General features: G+C 74.9%; 15 protein-coding genes. 9 read left to right on the top strand and 6 right to left on the bottom strand.

Annotated elements, in window-relative coordinates; genetic code table 11:
- The first annotated feature begins 297 nt into the window (after positions 1 to 297).
- Together ACSNOB_RS28470 and paaN are read left to right on the top strand one after the other, a co-directional pair.
- Positions 298 to 1,317 (top strand): GNAT family N-acetyltransferase, encoded by a 1,020-nt coding sequence (locus tag ACSNOB_RS28470; protein ID WP_436690054.1) that lies wholly within the window; start codon positions 298 to 300, stop codon positions 1,315 to 1,317.
- Positions 1,318 to 1,369: 52 nt separating this feature from the next.
- Positions 1,370 to 3,043: a phenylacetic acid degradation protein PaaN gene (gene paaN / locus ACSNOB_RS28465; protein WP_436690052.1), complete on the top strand. Its 1,674-nt coding sequence runs from the start codon at positions 1,370 to 1,372 to the stop codon at positions 3,041 to 3,043.
- A 174-nt stretch (positions 3,044 to 3,217) separates the two neighbouring features.
- Here the strand turns inward: paaN and ACSNOB_RS28460 are convergent, their stop codons facing one another.
- Positions 3,218 to 3,763: a GNAT family N-acetyltransferase gene (locus tag ACSNOB_RS28460; protein ID WP_436690050.1), complete on the bottom strand. Its 546-nt coding sequence runs from the start codon at positions 3,761 to 3,763 to the stop codon at positions 3,218 to 3,220.
- A 208-nt stretch (positions 3,764 to 3,971) separates the two neighbouring features.
- Here ACSNOB_RS28460 and ACSNOB_RS28455 point away from each other — a divergent pair, with 208 nt between their 5' ends.
- The 3 genes from ACSNOB_RS28455 to groL all read left to right on the top strand — a co-directional run bounded on the left by ACSNOB_RS28455 (position 3,972) and on the right by groL (position 7,354).
- The gene (locus ACSNOB_RS28455; RefSeq protein ID WP_013288855.1) at positions 3,972 to 4,175 is read left to right on the top strand and encodes a cold-shock protein; all 204 of its coding nucleotides are present in this window, start codon (positions 3,972 to 3,974) and stop codon (positions 4,173 to 4,175) included.
- A gap of 112 nt (positions 4,176 to 4,287) precedes the next feature.
- The gene (locus tag ACSNOB_RS28450; RefSeq protein ID WP_436690048.1) at positions 4,288 to 5,457 is read left to right on the top strand and encodes a hypothetical protein; all 1,170 of its coding nucleotides are present in this window, start codon (positions 4,288 to 4,290) and stop codon (positions 5,455 to 5,457) included.
- Positions 5,458 to 5,731: 274 nt separating this feature from the next.
- The gene (groL, locus tag ACSNOB_RS28445) at positions 5,732 to 7,354 is read left to right on the top strand and encodes a chaperonin GroEL (RefSeq protein ID WP_393106052.1); all 1,623 of its coding nucleotides are present in this window, start codon (positions 5,732 to 5,734) and stop codon (positions 7,352 to 7,354) included.
- Between the two features lie 58 nt (positions 7,355 to 7,412).
- On the opposite strand, the gene ACSNOB_RS28440 is transcribed toward groL, so the two are convergent.
- The 3 genes from ACSNOB_RS28440 to ACSNOB_RS28430 all read right to left on the bottom strand — a co-directional run bounded on the left by ACSNOB_RS28440 (position 7,413) and on the right by ACSNOB_RS28430 (position 9,430).
- The gene (locus ACSNOB_RS28440) at positions 7,413 to 7,610 is read right to left on the bottom strand and encodes a hypothetical protein (RefSeq protein ID WP_393106051.1); all 198 of its coding nucleotides are present in this window, start codon (positions 7,608 to 7,610) and stop codon (positions 7,413 to 7,415) included.
- A gap of 191 nt (positions 7,611 to 7,801) precedes the next feature.
- On the bottom strand, positions 7,802 to 8,728 hold the full coding sequence (locus ACSNOB_RS28435) for a GNAT family N-acetyltransferase (protein ID WP_436690045.1): 927 nt from the start codon (positions 8,726 to 8,728) through the stop codon (positions 7,802 to 7,804).
- 105 nt (positions 8,729 to 8,833) lie between these two features.
- Positions 8,834 to 9,430 carry a helix-turn-helix domain-containing protein gene (locus ACSNOB_RS28430; protein WP_436690043.1) on the bottom strand — a complete coding sequence of 199 codons (597 nt, stop codon included), beginning with the start codon at positions 9,428 to 9,430 and terminating at the stop codon, positions 8,834 to 8,836.
- 63 nt (positions 9,431 to 9,493) lie between these two features.
- Between ACSNOB_RS28430 and ACSNOB_RS28425 the strand changes: the two genes are divergently transcribed.
- Complete coding sequence (locus ACSNOB_RS28425; protein WP_436690041.1) at positions 9,494 to 10,084, top strand: dienelactone hydrolase family protein; 591 nt, start codon at positions 9,494 to 9,496, stop codon at positions 10,082 to 10,084.
- 21 nt (positions 10,085 to 10,105) lie between these two features.
- On the opposite strand, the gene ACSNOB_RS28420 is transcribed toward ACSNOB_RS28425, so the two are convergent.
- A complete protein-coding gene (locus ACSNOB_RS28420) occupies positions 10,106 to 12,673 on the bottom strand; it encodes a S8 family serine peptidase (RefSeq protein ID WP_436690039.1) in 2,568 nt (855 codons plus the stop codon).
- Positions 12,674 to 12,752: 79 nt separating this feature from the next.
- Between ACSNOB_RS28420 and ACSNOB_RS28415 the strand changes: the two genes are divergently transcribed.
- Together ACSNOB_RS28415 and ACSNOB_RS28410 are read left to right on the top strand one after the other, a co-directional pair.
- Entirely contained in the window at positions 12,753 to 14,570 is a 1,818-nt protein-coding gene (locus tag ACSNOB_RS28415; RefSeq protein ID WP_436690056.1) for a glycerol-3-phosphate dehydrogenase/oxidase, read from the top strand.
- A gap of 84 nt (positions 14,571 to 14,654) precedes the next feature.
- Positions 14,655 to 15,185, top strand: a complete 531-nt coding sequence (locus ACSNOB_RS28410; RefSeq protein WP_436690037.1) for a hypothetical protein — start codon at positions 14,655 to 14,657, stop codon at positions 15,183 to 15,185.
- A gap of 93 nt (positions 15,186 to 15,278) precedes the next feature.
- Here the strand turns inward: ACSNOB_RS28410 and ACSNOB_RS28405 are convergent, their stop codons facing one another.
- Positions 15,279 to 16,679 (bottom strand): FAD-binding oxidoreductase, encoded by a 1,401-nt coding sequence (locus ACSNOB_RS28405; protein WP_436690035.1) that lies wholly within the window; start codon positions 16,677 to 16,679, stop codon positions 15,279 to 15,281.
- A gap of 67 nt (positions 16,680 to 16,746) precedes the next feature.
- On the opposite strand from ACSNOB_RS28405, the gene ACSNOB_RS28400 reads away from it, so the two are divergent.
- A partial coding sequence (locus ACSNOB_RS28400) for a DUF4031 domain-containing protein (protein ID WP_436690033.1) occupies positions 16,747 to 17,075 on the top strand: 329 nt, incomplete at its 3' end.

Here is a 17,075-nt window from a genome sequence, read left to right as displayed (position 1 = left end):
CCCCGGGGGCGGGGTCGGGCGGAACGGGGGAGGGTGCCTCGCCCGGACGGGGGATCGGGTCGATCCGCCGGGTAACTGGCTTTTCGCTGTGAGTGCGGAAAACGCGCCGACAAGGACTTGACGGCAGGAACCGGACGGCGCAAGATGCTCCGTGCGGGAGGGCGTTTCGCCGGAGACTTTCAGTTCTTGCGACCCAACGCCGGAGGCGTTGTGCGAACGTCCCTCCCGACCAGCGTCCGACTCGGGCCAGCGGTTAAATCGCTGGCCCGTTCGTCGTTCCGGGCGCACCCTCGGCGCATGACCATCACGATCACGCCGATCGACGCCGCCGACCAGGCGGCGATCGACGAGGCGTACCGGATCGGCGCCGCGGCCAACGACGCCGACCTGCCGGACTTCCCGCCCTTCTGCCGGCGGCGCTTCGAAGCCGCGATCCGGCACCCGATGCCCGGCAACGCCCCGCTCTGGGCGCTGGCCCGGCTCGACGGCGTGCCGGCCGGCTACGTCGGGCTGGACCTGCCGCAGCTCGACAACACCGAGAACGCCGCGGCGGACCTGGTCGTGCACCCGGCGTACCGGCGTCGCGGGGTGGGTCGGGCGCTGCACGAGCACGTCGTACGCCTGCTGCGCGAGCGGGGGCGCAAGCGGGTGCTGGGGATGGCGGTCTCGGCGCTGCCGGGCGGGCCGGAGCGGTCCGTCGCCGGCGCCGCCTTCGCCGCGTCGACCGGCGCCCAGCCGGCGCTGGTCGAGGTCCGCCGCCGGCTCGACGCCACCCGGCTTGACCACGACGGCCTGGACGCCGCGCTGGCCGGGGCCCGGACCCGGGCCGCCGGCTACCGCGTCCTCCACTGGCAGGGACGGACCCCCGACGAGTACGTCGCCGACATCGCCTACCTCGACGGCCGGCTGATGGCCGACGCGCCCCTCGGCGACGTGGAGTGGGAGCCGGAGCGGATCGACGCCGATCGGGTCCGTGGCATCGAGCGGGCGCTGGAGGCGCGGGGGCGGCGGCGCTACCACACGGCGGTGCGCCACGAGGACTCCGGCCGCGTGGTCGCCTGGACCCTGCTCGACGTGGGCGACTCGGCGGACTGGCACGCGTTCCAGCAGATCACCATCGTCGACCCCGCCCACCGGGGACGCCGGCTCGGCCTGATCGTCAAGATCGAGAATCTGCGTCACCTGCTCGCGCGCGAGCCGGCGGTCCGCGCGATCGACACCTTCAACGCGGCGGTCAACAGCCACATGATCGCCATCAACGAGCAGCTCGGCTTCCGCCCGGTCGACGGCTGGACCGACTGGCAGCTGACGATCTGAGTTGTGACACGCCCCTACTGATCCTGATGCTTCCTGTTGCATGATGGCGGGCATGACGGAGACCCCGCACCCCCTGTACGACAGGCACGCCGACACCCTCACCCGTGCGCTGACCGCCATCACGGAGCGCGGGTACTGGTCCGCCTACCCCGAGTCGCCCAGCCCCCGGGTCTACGGCGAGAGCGCCGCCGCCGACGGCAAGGCCGCCTTCGAGGCGTACCTCGGCGGCGACTTCCCCCTCGACCAGCCGGGCACCGGCGACCGGGTCGCCACCGAGGCCAGCCCGTTCGGCGTCGAACTGGGCGTCCGCTACCCGCACGCCGGCGCGGACGAGCTGGTCGCCGCCGCCTCCGCCGCCCTGCCCGGCTGGCGCGACGCCGGCCCGCAGGCCCGAACGGGCGTCTGCCTGGAGATCCTGGACCGGCTGCACAAGCACGTCTTCGAGCTGGCCAACGCGGTGCAGTTCACCAGCGGCCAGGCGTTCGTGATGGCCTTCCAGGCCGGCGGCGCGCACGCGCTGGACCGCGCGCTGGAGGCGATCGCGTACGCGTACGCGGAGATGACCCGGCACCCGGGGACGGCGGGCTGGGAGAAGTCGGCCGGCAAGGGCGACCCGCTGCGCATGAGGAAGACCTTCCACGTGGTGCCCCGCGGCGTGGCGTTGGTGATCGGCTGCAACACGTTCCCGACCTGGAACTCGTACCCGGGGCTGTTCGCCTCGCTGGTCACCGGCAACCCGGTGGTCGTCAAGCCGCACCCGCGCGCCGTGCTGCCGCTGGCGATCACGGTGAAGTGCGCCCGGGAGGTGCTCGCGGAGGCCGGCTTCGACCCGAACCTGGTGCTGCTCGCCGCCGAGGCCCCCGGCGAGAAGCTCGCCTCCACGCTGGCCCTGCACCCGGCCGTGAAGATCGTCGACTTCACCGGCTCCACCGAGTACGGCGACTGGCTGGAGGCCAACGCCCGGCAGGCGGCGGTCTACACCGAGAAGGCCGGCCTCAACACGGTGGTGATCGACTCCACCGACGACTTCGCCGGGATGTGCCGCAACCTCGGGTTCACGCTGAGCCTCTACAGCGGCCAGATGTGCACCACCTCGCAGAACATCCTCATCCCCTCCGACGGCATCTCCACCGACCAGGGGCACAAGAGCTTCGACGAGGTGGTCGGCGGGATCGCCGCCGCGATCGGCAAGCTGACCGCCGACCCGGCGCGCGGGGTGGAGCTCACCGGCGCGATCGTCAACGACGGGGTGCTGGAGCGCCTCGCCGAGGTCACCAAGGTCGGCGAGACGGTGCTGGAGTCGCGTACGGTCGAGCACCCGGCCTTCCCCGACGCGGTGGTCCGCACCCCGACGCTGGTCAAGCTGGCGGCCGACGACACCGCGACCTACTCGAAGGAGTGGTTCGGGCCGATCTCGTTCGCCATCGCGACCGACTCCACCGCGCACAGCCTGGAGATCCTGCGGTCCACGGTCGGCGAGAAGGGCGCGCTCACGGCGGCGGTCTACTCCACCGACGAGGCGGTCCTCGACGCGGTCGAGGCGGCGGCGATCGAGGTCGGGGTCCACCTGTCCTGCAACCTGACCGGCGGGGTCTTCGTGAACCAGTCGGCGGCCTTCTCCGACTTCCACGGCAGCGGTGCCAACGCCGCCGCCAACTCCGCGCTCACCGACGGCGCCTACGTGGCCAACCGGTTCCGCATCGTGCAGTCGCGTCGGCACGTCTGAGTCGTCCTGGTCGGGTTTCCGGGGCAGCCCGCCCTCACTCCGGGCGGCCAGGTCTGATCCCTGCGCGGGGCGGGCCGCCCCGGAAGCCCTTCCGTGTCACCGCACGTCACGACTGCCGGCCCAGCGGGGCTTGACCTGGGGGTGTCGCCTCGGGGCGGGTCCCCGGTCGGTGGGTCAGGCGGGGCGGCGCATCTGGAGTTCGGTGAGCGCCGGGACGGTGGGGTGTGGGACGCGCACCCCGGTGTCGACGAAGCCCAGCCGCTGGTAGGCGCGGTAGGCGCGGTCGTTGCCGACCACCACCTCCAGCATCAGCTCGGGCCGGCCGCAGGCCCGGGACCAGGCGGCCACCGCCTCGACCAGGTCGCCGAGCAGGCCGGTGCCCCGCCAGGACGGGGTGACGTAGACGGCGTAGACGACGGTCAGCCCGGGCTCGTCCGGGGTCACCGTGCCCCCGGCGTGCCCGACCAGCCGGCCGCCCGGGTCCGCCACGAACTGCGCGGTCTCCGCGCCGGCCGACACGTACGCGACCCGGGCCGCGTAGTCGGCGTGCGGACGGGCCGCGGCGTCGGCGAGGGTCTCCAGGAAGGCCAGCGGCGCGTCGGCGAGCATCTCCAGCCGCAGCGCCCGCATCCGGGCCGCGTCCCGTGGCCGGACCCGCCGGACCCTCGCCCGCCGGACCTCCGTCGGACTCCGCCCCGGCCCGCCCGGCGTGCTCGTCATGCCGCATGCCTACCACAACGACGGATACCGATGTTGCTCGATCGAAATATGCCCGATTTGTGGTCGTGCGCCGCCGTCACGCCTCGTGTAGCGTGCGATTTCGGTCACCGATTCAGCGGCCCTCCGACCGCCGAACCGGGTGGTCCTCCGGTGCCGGTCCGCCGGCCTCCGGGGTCGTGGAACGCCGCGCAGAGTGAGGAAGTGCACCGTGGCACAGGGCACCGTGAAGTGGTTCAACGCCGAGAAGGGCTACGGCTTCATCGCCGTCGACGGCGGGCAAGACGTCTTCGTCCACTTCTCCGCGATCGAGATGGACGGCTACAAGGCGCTGGACGACGGCCAGCGGGTGGAGTTCGAGATCGCCCAGGGCCAGAAGGGGCCCCAGGCCGAGCGCGTGCGCGTCATCGCCTGACCGACCGGCCGTCCCCGGGGCGGGCGGATCGGGGCGCGCCGGGGCGGGCTGCGCTCCGGACGTCCGGGCAGGAAGGATCGTGAACCGTTCCAGCCGTCGCTGAGGAGGGTTCATGTCCGACCAGCCGCCCCACGCCACGCCGCCCCCGGGAGACCCCGACCCCGCTCCGGGGCAGCCCGGCGATCCGACCGCGCCGCCACCGGGCCCGACCGCGCCCGCGCCCGCCGGGGAGCCAGCCGTCGCGCCCCTGCCGGCCGGGCAGCCGGCGACCGCGCCCTCCTGGGACCCCACGGGCACGCAGTCGCCGCAGGGCTGGGTGTTGCCGCCCACGGGCGGGTTTCCGGCCGGCTCCGGCCCGTACGGCGGGCAGCCGTGGTATCCGGGCGCACCGGTCGCGTACCCCGGCCAGCCGGGCCACGGGTGGTACCCGCCGGGCATCGACCCGGCCGACCCGCTGGTCACCCCGCCCGGCGGCGGCGTGAGCGGCTGGTTCGACCGGTGTGTCGGCGCGGTACGCCGGGGCTGGCGGCAGCTGCTGCCCATCCTGCTGCTTACCCAGGTCCTGCCCGCCGTGGTGGTGTCGCTGCTCGCCCTGGCGGTCGACCCGACGGCCAAGTGGGACGAGTCGACGGCCGACGACCCCGCCGCGCTGCCCGACACCTTCCTCGCCGACCTGGGCACCATGCTGGCCGTGCTGATCGGGGGCAGCCTGGTCTTCGGCCTGGTGCAGAGCCTCGGCTGGGCCGCCGGCACCTGGGTGGTCGCCCGGCAGGCGGCGGGCGAACCGGTGGGCGTCGGCGCCGCCCTGGGCTACGGCCTGCGCCGGGCGCTGGGCCTCTGGGGCTGGACCCTGGTGATGAGCCTGATCGTCGGGCTCGGGATCTGCTTCTGTGTCATCCCCGGCATCTACTTCGCCTTCGCGCTGAGCATGGCCGGCCCGGTCTACCTCTTCGAGCGGCAGCACCCGATCGGCCGCTCGTACCGGATGTTCCACGACCGGCTGGGCCTGCTGCTCGGCCGGGTGGCGCTGGTCGCCGCGGCGGTGATCGTCGGCGGCGGGGCGGCCGGCGTGGTGGAGGGTGTCGGATCGCTGCCGCTCGGCACCGCCCCGCTGGAGTCGCCGGGCACGGCGGTGGGCGTGATCGTGGTGACGCTGCTCGGCGGCGTGCTGGCGCTGCCGGCCCACCTCGCCCAACTGGTCGGACTGGTCGTCACGTACGCCGAGCAGCGCGCCCACGAGGGGCCGGTGGACAGCGCGCGGCTGGCCGGTGAACTCGGCTGACGGGGGCGGGCGTGCTTGCACTCGGCAGGGGAGAGTGCTAAACAAGTCATTGGCACTCGCATACCGTGAGTGCCAATGGTCGGGGCGGTAGGGCCACGGCCGCACGGGCGTCCACACGCCGGTGCGGCACATGGCCGGTCGTCGCGGGCTATCCGGCCCGGCCGAGGAGACGTCGTCGTCGCCAGGTGGCGACGTCCCAAGGTGCGTACACCAGGCGGCCCATCCGGGACACACACTCCGGGTGGCCCGTGAGTGTCCAGGAGGACAACGCCGTATGGCCAAGATGATCGCGTTCGACGAAGAGGCGCGCCGCGGCCTCGAGCGGGGCATGAACCAGCTCGCCGACGCCGTGAAGGTGACCCTCGGCCCCAAGGGCCGCAACGTCGTGCTCGAGAAGAAGTGGGGTGCCCCCACCATCACCAACGATGGTGTGAGCATCGCCAAGGAGATCGAGCTCGAGGACCCCTACGAGAAGATCGGCGCCGAGCTGGTCAAGGAGGTCGCCAAGAAGACCGACGACGTCGCCGGTGACGGCACGACGACGGCGACCGTCCTGGCCCAGGCCCTCGTCCGCGAGGGTCTGCGCAACGTGGCCGCCGGTGCCAACCCGATGGCCCTGAAGCGGGGCATCGAGGCCGCCGTGGCCAGCGTCTCGGAGGAGCTGTCCAAGCTCGCCAAGGACGTCGAGACCAAGGAGCAGATCGCCTCCACCGCCTCCATCTCCGCCGGTGACAGCACCGTCGGCGAGATCATCGCCGAGGCGATGGACAAGGTCGGCAAGGAAGGCGTCATCACCGTCGAGGAGAGCAACACCTTCGGGCTGGAGCTGGAGCTCACCGAGGGTATGCGCTTCGACAAGGGCTACATCTCGGCCTACTTCATGACCGACCCGGAGCGCATGGAGGCCGTTTTCGACGACCCCTACCTCCTGATCGTCAACAGCAAGATCTCGTCGGTCAAGGACCTGCTCCCGATCCTGGAGAAGGTCATGCAGTCGGGCAAGCCGCTGCTGATCATCGCCGAGGACATCGAGGGCGAGGCCCTGGCCACCCTGGTCGTCAACAAGGTCCGGGGCACCTTCAAGTCGGTCGCCGTCAAGGCGCCGGGCTTCGGTGACCGCCGCAAGGCCATGCTGGCCGACATCGCCATCCTCACCGGTGGCCAGGTCATCAGCGAGGAGGTCGGCCTCAAGCTGGACGCCGTCGGCCTCGACATGCTGGGCCGCGCCCGCAAGGTCGTGGTGACCAAGGACGAGACCACCATCGTCGACGGTGCCGGCGACGCCGAGCAGATCCAGGGCCGGGTCAACCAGATCCGGGCCGAGATCGACAAGAGCGACTCCGACTACGACCGGGAGAAGCTGCAGGAGCGGCTGGCCAAGCTGGCCGGCGGCGTTGCGGTGATCAAGGTCGGCGCGGCCACCGAGGTCGAGCTGAAGGAGCGCAAGCACCGCATCGAGGACGCCGTCCGCAACGCGAAGGCCGCCGTCGAGGAGGGCATCGTCCCGGGTGGTGGCGTCGCGCTGGTGCAGGCCGGCAAGACCGCCTTCGACAAGCTGGACCTGACCGGTGACGAGGCGACCGGCGCGCAGATCGTCAAGATCGCGCTGGACGCCCCGCTGCGGCAGATCGCCGTCAACGCGGGCCTCGAGGGTGGCGTGGTCGTCGAGCACGTCCGCAACCTCGAGCCGGGTCACGGCCTCAACGCCGCCAACGGCGAGTACGTCGACCTGCTGGCCGCTGGCATCATCGACCCGGCCAAGGTGACCCGCTCGGCGCTGCAGAACGCCTCGTCGATCGCGGCGCTCTTCCTCACCACCGAGGCCGTCGTGGCGGACAAGCCGGAGAAGACCCCGGCCGCCCCGGCTGGTCCGGGTGGCGGGGACATGGACTTCTGAGTCCAGTTCCACTACGCCGAAAGGGGCGGGCCGCGTCAGCGGTCCGCCCCTTTCCGCGTCAGGTCGGCAGTGGCCGTTGGTTGCGTCTCTTCTGCGTCCGGCCGTACGGCTGCGGGATCTGGACCGGCTCGTCGACCAGCGCCACCGGCTCGTCGCTCGGCTCGTCGGCGCCGGTCATCTCCGCCTGCTGCTCGGCGTCGCCGTAGTCGAGCCGGTCGAACGGCAACGGGCCGGGGCGTTCGTCGTCCGTGGTCATGGCTGCCTCCTCTACCGAAACGGTAGGGGGCGTCGATCACTGTTGCGGGCAAATGGCGCTATCGGCGTCTATATCCCGTTCGCCCCTTCTGCCGGGCTTCGCGCGCCCGGCGGCACCCAGGCTCCGCGCGCCCGGCGGCACCCAGGCTCCGCGCGCCCGGCGGCACCCAGGCTCCGCGCGGCCGGCGGCACTCAGGCTCCGAGCGTCCGGCGGTACAGGAAGAAGACCCGCTCGATCCGGGCGCCCGCGCTGCCCGAGTAGAACGGCACCGGCCCGACCCAGCCGATCTGCGCCGCCGTCACCCCCGCCGCCCGCTGGTCGCGCAGGCAGCGGCGCAGCAGCACCCCACCGATCCCCGAACCCTCCGCCGCCGGGACGGTGCCCATCGGGCCGAACCAGCTCGGCCGGGACGACCCGTACGCGGCGAAGCCGAGCACGTCGCCGTCGCGTTCGGCCAGGTGGCAGCCGGCTCCCTCCCGGCCCACCGAGCCGGCCAGCTCCGCGTCCCAGGCGCCGCCGAAGGTGGCGCGGGCGAACTCCGTCAGCGCCGGCAGGTCGGTCGGCTCCGCCCGCCGCACGGTCACGCCCCGCGCCGCCAGCCGCTCCTCCGCCGGCGCCGTCGTGCGCAGGGCCGGACTCCCGTCGTACGACAGGTCGGCGGTCATGTTCCAGGCCGTACGGTCCCGCGTGTAACCGAGCGCCGTCGCCGCGCAGACGGCCGGGGTGTAGCGCACGTCGATGCCGGGCCAGGCGTAGTACGGCGGGTTGCCGGCGAGCAGCACCTCCACCGCGCCGAGCCCGGCGAACCACGCCTCGGCGACCGCCAGCAGCGCCCGCCCGACACCCTGCCGCCGCTGCTCCGGCGCCACCGCGACCAGGTCGACGTGACCACGGACGTCGTCGCCGGCGGCGAGGGAGCCGACGAGCACGCCCAGGAGGCGCCCCTCCCGGTACGCGCCCCACGCGAGGACCGGACGGTGGGTGGCGGCCCGCGCCCAGAGCGCGTCCACGATGGCCGGCGCCTCGGCCGCGTCCTCCGGCAGGTCCAGCGCCCGCCCGCAGAGCTCCACCACGGCGGGCCGCTGGTCGGGCCCCAGCTCGACGATCTCCAGGTCCATGGACGCCGACCCTAGATCACCGGAGCCGTTCTGTTAAGAAGGGGTCCTGTTGGCGTAGCCCGGCCGGCGGACCGTCGTGGCGTGGCCGCGACCGGCCCGGTCGCGTCAGCCGGTTGGCTCGGGCTCCGGTTCCGGGCCGGGCTCGGGGAGGGTCGGCGCGTCGGTGGGGTAGAGGCCGGCGACGAACCCGTACACCTGATCGCCGGAGCGGGGGATCTGGGCGAAGCGGCGGGCCAGCGCCTGCACCTCGGCCCAGAACGCGCGTACCTCCTCCACCGGGACGCGGGCGTGGACGAGGGTGCAGCGCAGGTCGTCGGCGGCGTGGGCCGCGGCGGACTCGGCCACCGCCTCCGCGAGCCCGTTGACGGCGGTCGCGACCCGTTTGTCCTCGGGGCGGGTGAGCGCGCCGATGTAGAACGTGCGGGCGACCCGGCCGTAGTACCGCTCGTCGATCGCCCGCACCCGCCGGGTCCGCACCACCCGAAGCAGGCCGGCGTCGACGAGCGCGTTCACGTGGTAGGCGACGCTGCTCTTGGGCCGATCGACCGCCCGGGCCAGCTCGGTCACCGTGGCGGCCCGCTCCAGGAGCAGCTCCAGGAGGGTGGCGCGCAGGGGATCGGCCAGCGCGCGGAGCTGCGCGGGCGCGGTGACCACGAGCATCTCGTCGAGGTCGTAGTCCGGGATCCGCTCATTGCTCGACATTTCTCGACCGTTCTAGAATCATGGATCATTCGATCGTTGTCGTCTGTTGACAGGAGTGTAGAGATGGCCGACGTCGTCCTGTTCCACCACCTGCGGGGGGTCACCGACGGGCTGCGCGAGTTCGCCGAACAGCTGCGGGCCGGTGGGCACAGCGTGCACACGCCGGACCTGTTCGACGGCGAGCGACCGGCGACCCTCGACGAGGGCTTCGCGCTGACGAAGCGCATCGGCGGCGAGGTGCTCCGCGAGCGCGCCGACCGGGCCGTGGCCGACCTGCCCGCCGGCCTGGTCTACGGCGGCTTCTCCTGGGGCGCCGCCACCGCCCAGCGGCTCGCCCAGACCCGGCCCGGCACCCGGGGCGCGCTGCTCTACGAATCCTGCCTGCCCGTCACCGGCGAATGGGCCGTCGGTCCCTGGCCCGCGGGGGTCCCGGTGCAGATCCACGGCATGGACGCCGACCCGTTCTTCGCCCTGGAGGGCGACATCGACGCCGCCCGCGAGCTGGTCGGCATCGTCGGCTCCGACCTCGCCGAGCTGTTCGTCTACCCGGGCGAGGAGCACCTGTTCACCGACAGCACGCTGCCGTCGTACGACCCGGACGCGACGGCCCTGGTGGTGCGGCGGTCGCGGGAGTTCCTCGACCGGCTGAGCTGACCCGGCGGTCCGCCCCGGCTCTCACCCCCGCGCCGCCCGGACGGCGGCGTACGCGTCGACCAGGCCGGCGCCGGTGATGTTCGCGTCGCCGCCGCAGGTCTCCGTCCGGGAGGCGTACGTCGCCTCGGCCCGGGTCGCGGTGTCGCGCAGGATCTGCCGGGTCCGGGGCAGGTCACCCACCAGTGCCGGGTTGGCCGACCACATCAGCGCCACCACGCCGGCCACCTGCGGGGTCGCCATCGAGGTGCCGCTGAGCGAGTCGTACCCGCCACCGGGCATGGCCGACAGCACCTCGTCGCCCGGCGCGACCAGGTCCGGCTTGGCGGCCCCCGGCACCGGTCCCCGAGACGAGAAGCTGGTCACCCGGCGCTGCCGGTCCACCGCGCCCACGGTCAGCACGTCCTCGTACGGCGCCGGCGGGTCGTGGATCGAGCCGCAGTACGGGCCGGTGTTGCCGGCGGCGGCGACCACCATGATGCCCGCGGCGTCCAGGGCGGCGGTGGCCGGCCGGAGCACCCGCGGGTCGCAGCCCTCGATCGCCGGGCAGCCCCACGAGTTGGTGAGGATCTCCGGGGCGCGCGCCGGCCGCCCGTCGGTGAACGGGTTCCCGCCGGGCGGGAAGGGCGCCAGCATGAACTGGAGGCAGTCCAGGTAGTACCCGGGGTTGCCGAGGTTGCGGTCCAGGTTGACGCAGCCCACCCACTGCGCGCCCGGGGCCACCCCGATCCCCCCTCGACCCACCGCGCTGCCCACCGTGTGGGTGCCGTGCCCGCCCTGGTCGGTCGGCGACCGGGTGCCGTCCCACGGGTCGTACCAGGAGTCGTCGCCGCCCCGGAAGCCGGCGGCAAGCGCCGGGTGCCCCCCGTCCACGCCGGAGTCCGAGCTGCCCACGACGATGCCGGAACCGTCCACGCCGAGCTGCGACCAGACCCGGTCCGCGCCGATCATCCGGACGTTCCACTCCGGACCGGCCGGCGCGGGCGCGGCGCCGCGACTGCGGCCGGCCGGTGCGGGCAGCGGCCGCACCCGCTGGCTGACCAGCACGCGGGCCACCTCCGGCCGGCGCGACAACCAGGCCCGCACCGCCGGCCCGCCGTCCACCTCGACCGCGTTGACCAGGTAGTAGGGGGTGTGGTCCAGCCGCAACCGGCGAAGGTCCCGGCGCAGGTCGGCCTGGGTCCGCTCGGCGGTGTCGACCAGCCGCCGGTAGACCTCGCCGGCCCGGGCGTCCCGGCCGGCCCGGCCGGCCGCCGCGGGCACACCGCTCAGGTCGGCCTGCTCGCGCAGCACCACGAACAACCGCTCGCCGTGCAGGCCGGGCTGGCCCGCGCCGACGGCCACCGCGCCGACCGCGACCAGCAGGGCGGCGGCGGTCACCCCGGCCACCCGCCGGCTCGGCCGCCGGCCCCCGGGCCGGGCCAGCAGCACGCCGTACGCCACGGCGAGCACCGCCGCGACGGCGAGCCCGGCGCCGGCGGCGGCCGCCACCCAGAACGGCACGTCGCGGGTGTTGGCCAGGACGAGGGTGATCTCCTCGGGGTCGGTGAGGGCCAGCGGGCCGAACACGGCGAGCCCGACCAGCCAGCGGGTGGCGGCGCGGGCGCCGGCCGTGCCCGCCGGTCCGACGGCGCCCGACGGGCCCGCGTGGGCGGCGTCCGACGGGCCGGCCGGCCTCCCTCCGGCGGCGCCCGGCCGGTCGGCGGGGGCGGTGCGCGACGGGTCGAGCGCGAAGGGGCCGGCGTCCGGCGGGCCGGTCGGGGTGGCGCCGGCCGCCCGGCGGGCCGCCGCGTGCAGGGCCGCCAGCGCGAAGCCGGCCGGCGGCAGGGTCAGCAGCAGGGGGAGTTGGGCGCCGGACTGCCCGACCCCGGCGGCGAGCAGCAGCAGCGCGACCCCGGCGACGAGCCCGCCGACCAGCACCAGCCGCGCCGGCCGGGGTGGCTCGCCGACGGTGAAGCGCGACCAGAAGGCGTCGTCCAGCAGCGCCCCGGCCAGCGACCCCAGGGCGGCGGCGGCCAGCCCGGCGAGCACCGTCTCCAGCAGCCCGCCCAGGGCCCCCAGCCAGACCCAGGGCAGCAGCAGCGCCAGCCCGCCGGCCACCCCGAGCAGGGTGGCGGCCGGGGCCGACGCCCGGGGCGCCGCGGTGGCCGCGCGGCGGGCGAGCACCCGCAGGACGAGGGCGGCCAGGGCCGCGACGGCGGCCAGCGCGGCGAGGTACGCCTCGTGGTGCACGGGCGGGATCGCCCGAAGCAGGCCCAGCGCGCCGAGCACGAGCGCCGCCGCCAGCCAGGCCCGGCCGGTGGCGCGGACCGCCACCGAGCGGGGCAGCAGGGCCAGCGCCAGCGCGGGCGCGCCGACCAGCAGCGCCGTGAACAGCACCGTCGCCGGCCACAGCCACCCCACGCGGTCCAGCCCGGAGGCCAGCACGACCTGGTCGGCCAGCCACCCGCCGAGCTGGCCGACCACGACGAACCCGGCCGTCCAGCAGCCGGCCACCGCCGCCGCCACCACCGGCCAGGGGCTGGACGGGGCCGGTGCGGCCGGCGGGAGCGGGGCGGGCCGACCAGCGGGGAACGGGGGGCCGATCTCCATGCCCCAGACAGTACGGCGCGGACGGCGTGTGCCGCCCCATGGCCACGACGGTTACCGTGGACGGGTGCGCGACCCCAACGTGTCCCGAACCGCGGCCAGCCAGCTCTCCCCGGAGCGCCGGGCCGCCGACCTGCGCCGCCTGCGGGCCGAACGCTTCGACGTGCTGGTCATCGGCGGCGGGGTGACCGGGGCGGGCGCCGCCCTGGACGCGGCCTCGCGGGGGTTGAAGGTGGCCCTGGTGGAGGCGCGCGACTACGCCGCCGGCACCTCCAGCCGCTCCAGCAAGCTCATCCACGGCGGCCTGCGCTACCTGGAGCAGCTGGAGTTCCACCTGGTGCACGAGGCGCTCACCGAGCGCGGGCTGCTCGCCACCCGGCTCGCCCCGCACCTGGTGCGGCCGGTGCCCATCCTCGTCCCGCTGCCCGCCGGGCGGGGCGCGCGTGACCTGCCCGCCCGGCTGTTCCGCCGCTCCTACTACGGCGCGGGCGTGGCGGCGTACGACGCCTTCGCCGGGATCTTCGGCGGCGGGCGGGGCATGCCGCTGCACCGCCACCTGACCCGCGAGGGGGCCCGCCGGGTCTTCCCCAGCCTGCGGGCCGACGCGCTGGCCGGCGCGATCCGCTACTACGACGGGCAGGTCGACGACGCCCGGCTGGTGGTGACCCTGGCCCGCACCGCGGCCAGCCTCGGCGCGACCGTGGTGACCAGCGCCCGGGCGGTCGGGCTGCTCCGGCAGGCCCGCGAGGTCACCGGCGTCCGGGTCCGCGACCTGGAGGCGCCCGCCGGCTCCCCGGACGCCGAGTTCGAGGTGCACGCCCGCACGGTCATCGCCGCCACCGGCGTGTGGAGCGACGACATGTCGCGGATGCTGAACGACGTCGGGCTGCGCCCCGGCATCCGGGTCCGGGCCTCCAAGGGGGTCCACCTGGTGGTACCCCGCTCGGCGATCACCGGCGAGGCCGGGCTGATCCTGCGTACGGCGACCAGCGTGCTCTTCGTCATCCCCTGGGGCGGGCACTGGATCATCGGCACCACCGACACCGACTGGCGGCTGGACCGGTCCCACCCGGCCGCCTCCGCACGGGACATCGAATACCTGCTGGAACAGGTCAACACGGTGCTGGACCGGCCGCTCACCACGGCCGACATCGAGGGCGTCTACGCGGGGCTGCGGCCGCTGCTGGCCGGCGAGGCCGACTCCACCTCGAAGCTCTCCCGCGAGCACGCGGTCTTCGAGCCGATGCTCGGGCTGCTGCTGGTGGCCGGCGGCAAGTACACGACGTACCGGGTGATGGCCTCCGACGTGGTCGACCGGGCCGCCCGCCGGCTCGGCGCCGTACGCCCCTCGCGGACCGCCGACCTGCCGCTGCTCGGCGCCGACGGCTATCCGGCGATGTGGCGGGACCGGGCGGACCTGGCCCGCCGGCACGGGGTGCCGGTCGGGGTGGTCGAGCACCTGCTGGAGCGCTACGGCACCCTCGCCCTCGACCTGCTCGCGTTGATCGACGCCGACCCGCTGCTCGCCTCCCCGCTGGCCGGCGCCCCGGAGTACCTGGCCGCCGAGGTGACGTACGCGGCCCGCGCCGAGGGGGCGCTGCACCTGGAGGACGTGCTCACCCGGCGGACCCGGATCTCCTTCGAGACCGCCCACCGGGGCCTGGAGTCGGTCGGGCACGCCGCCGAGCTGATGGGCGCGGTGCTCGGCTGGGACGAGGCCACCCGGGCCCGCGAGGTGGAGCACTACCGGGCGCGGGTGGAGGCGGAGCGCCAGTCCCAGCTGATGCCCGACGACGCCACCGCGGACGCCGCCCGACTCGGCGCGCCGGACGTCCGGGGTTTCGCGGCGGACCGCGGCTCGGACGACGACCCCGTCGAACTGCCGTCCTCGTCCCGCTGACCGATCCCCTCCCCGACCCCTACCTTCGACGCCCGGCCGCTCAGCCGGTTACGGCGCTACCTACGGTGGGGTAGGTTCCGGCGCGTGGCACCCGCTCTCTGGTCACGTCTGGCTCCGTTGTCCGTCGCCGCCCTGCTGACCGCCGCCCTCGCCGGCTGTTCCCTGCCCGGGATCGCCGCCGACGACCCCGAGTCGCGACCGGCCGGGACCGGACTGCCGCAGCCGGGTCAGATCGGCGCGGCGACCGCCGAGAAGGGCAAGGTCAGCCTGCTCCAGAAGGTCGGCACGGACGGCCCGCTGCGCACGCTGAACGTGGAGGCGGACGGCCGGTGGGAGTGCGTCGACTGCGCCGGCGACGGGGTCACGTCGACCGGCACGCTCGACCCGGAGCAGGTCACCCGGCTGCAAGGGCTGCTGGCGGACCCGGGGCTGGCGAAGGAGACCGACCAGGCGCGGGCCTACCAGGTCACCTGCATCGGCTCGCTGACCTCCAGCCTGCTCACCTCCGCCGGCCTGATCACGTCCCAGGACTGCCCCGGTGAGGAGCGCCCGCCGATCGCCGAGGAGATCCTGCTGCTCCTCACCCAGGCCACCCCGGCCGAGATCACCGACTGACCGCCGCCGCGCGTGCGGCGCGCCGCGACGTCGCCGCGCCCGCGGCGAGGAGCGCCACCCCGTGCCGCGGGGGCGACCCGGAACCGGGGCCGCTCAGAGGACCTTGCCGGGGTTGAGCAGGCCCGCCGGGTCCAGCGCGGCCTTGACCGCCTGGTGCACCCTGACGCCCACCGGGCCGATCTCGCGGGCCAGCCAGTCCCGCTTGAGCAGGCCCACGCCGTGCTCGCCGGTGCAGGTGCCACCCAGGTCCAGGCCGAGCCGCATGATCTCGTCGAAGGCGCGCCGGCCGCGTGCCAGGCTCGCCGGGTCGGCCCGGTCCACCACGATGTTCGGGTGCATGTTGCCGTCGCCGGCGTGGCCGACGACGCCGATGGGCACGTCGCACTCGGCGGCGATCCGGGCCACCCCGTCGAGCAGCGCCGCCAGCGCGCCCCGGGGCACGGCCACGTCGTCGATGACCAGGCCGCCGTTGCCGCCCGGGTGGGCGTCCGCGGCGAACTTCTCCATCGCCGGGTGCGCGAGCCGGCGGGCCTGCAACAGGGCGGCCGCCTCCACGGCGTCGGTGGCCGCGTAGACCTCGTCGGCCCCGGCCGCCTCGCAGACCGCGGCCAGCCCGGCCAGGTCGTCGGCCGCGCGGGAGCCCGTGTCGGCGGCGGCCAGCAGCAGCGCCCGCGCGTCCGTCCGCAGGCCCATCGGCCGGTACGCCTCGATCGCCCGCAGGTGGGTCTGGTCCAGCAGTTCCAGCAGGCTGGGGGAGAACCCCCGGGCGGCGATCTCGGCGACGGCCACGCCGGCGGCCGCGGTGGACGGGAAGACCGCCACCATGGTCAGCGACTCCGCCGGGGCGGGCCGCAGCGCGACGGTCACCTCGGTGATCACGCCGAGGGTGCCCTCCGAGCCGACGAAGAGCCGGGTGAGGTCGTAGCCCGCGACCCCCTTGGCCGTACGCCGGCCGGTGCGCAGCACCTCGCCGGAGGCGAGCACCACCTCCAGGCCGAGCACGTACTCGGTGGTGACCCCGTACTTGACGCAGCACATGCCGCCGGCGTTGGTGGCGACGTTGCCGCCGATGGTGGAGGACTCCCACGAACCGGGGTCGGGCGGATACCAGAGCCCCTGTTTCGCCACCGCGGCGGCGAGCGTCGCGTTGACCACGCCGGGCTGCACCACGGCGATCCGGCTCACCGGGTCGATCTCCAGGATGGCGTCCATCGCCATGGTGCTCAGCACGACCGCGCCCGCGACGGCGTTGGCCGCCCCGGCCAGCCCGGTCCGGGCCCCCTGCGGCACCACCGGCACGCCGTGCCGGGCGGCCGCCCGCAGCACGGCGGACACCTGCCCGGTGTCGCGGGGGCGGACCACCACCAGGGGCGTGCCGGCCGCGCAGAGGTCCGCCTCGTCCCGCTCGTGCATCCGCAGCAGGTCGGGGTCGGTCAGTACGGCGTCGTCGCCGAGCGCCGCCCGCAGGTCGTCGAGGAGAGGGGATCCGGGCATGCCGCCGAGGCTACGGTCGGCCGCGCGCGACCGGCAACCGGCCCACCGGCCGGGTAACTTGGCCCGCATGCTCTACCTGGACCGGCCCGCCTGGCCGTGGCGGGGGCGGCTCTGGTCCCACCTGATCAGCGACGTCTCCCACGCCGAGCTGCACGCCTTCGCCGAGGCCCTGGGCGTGCCCCGCCGCGGCTTCGACCGGGACCACTACGACATCCCCGCAGACCGGTTCGCCATGGCGGTCTGGCTGGGCGCCCGGGTGGTGCCGAGCCGGGAACTGGTGCGCCTGCTCCGGCAGGCCGGCCTGCGCCGACCCAAGCACCTGACCCGCCCTGCGCCACCCGCCACGCCGCAGACCACCGCGAGGGGAGGGCGGGAAGCGCAAGCCCGCCGGAGGGC

The sequence above is a fragment of the Micromonospora sp. URMC 106 genome (genome assembly GCF_051386395.1).
GTDB lineage: Bacteria > Actinomycetota > Actinomycetes > Mycobacteriales > Micromonosporaceae > Micromonospora.
This window is presented reverse-complemented; position numbering and strand designations above follow the sequence as displayed.